General features: G+C 67.5%; 1 protein-coding gene. It reads left to right on the forward strand.

All coding sequences use genetic code 11. From position 1 onward, the window contains the following. Positions 1-11 precede the first annotated feature (11 nt). Positions 12-739 (forward strand): quinone-dependent dihydroorotate dehydrogenase (locus tag HA630_RS26645; protein ID WP_166831964.1); only part of this gene is annotated, 728 nt, incomplete at its 3' end.

Consider the following 739-nt stretch of genomic DNA (forward strand, 5'->3'; position numbering starts at 1 on the left):
GCGATTATCCAATGTCCCTGCTGCCTTATTCCTTCGCCCGCCCCTTCCTGTTCAACATGGACCCGGAAGCGGCGCACGAACTCACGCTGAACAACTTGGCACGCATCCAGCACACGCCGCTGATGTGCCTGGCGGCGCAGCCGCGCGTGAGCGACCCCGTCACCCTGGCCGGACTGCGCTTGCCCAACCGCGTCGGGCTGGCCGCCGGGCTGGACAAGAACGCCCGCTGCATCGACGCCTGGGGCGCCATGGGCTTCGGTTTCGTGGAAGTGGGCACGGTGACGCCCAAGGGCCAGCCGGGCAACCCCAAGCCGCGCATGTTCCGCATCCCGGAAAAGCAGGCGCTGATCAACCGCCTGGGCTTCAACAACGACGGGCTGGACGCCTTCGTGGCCAACGTCCAGCGCTCGCGCCTGCGCCAGCGCCCGCAACCGGGCGGCATGCTGCTGGGGCTGAACATCGGCAAGAACGCAGGCACGCCCATTGAAAACGCAACCGACGACTACCTGACCTGCCTGAGCGGCGTTTACCCGCACGCCGACTACGTGACGGTCAACATCTCCAGCCCCAACACCAAAAACCTGCGCGCGCTGCAAAGCGACGAGGCGCTGGACCAGTTGCTGGGGGCGCTGGCGGCGCGCCGTGCCGAGCTGGCCGACCGCCACGGGGTGCACAAGCCGCTGTTTGTGAAAATCGCCCCCGACCTGGACGAGGCCCAGGTGGCGGTGATCGCCGACAC

Source organism: Aquabacterium sp. A08 (assembly GCF_011742065.1).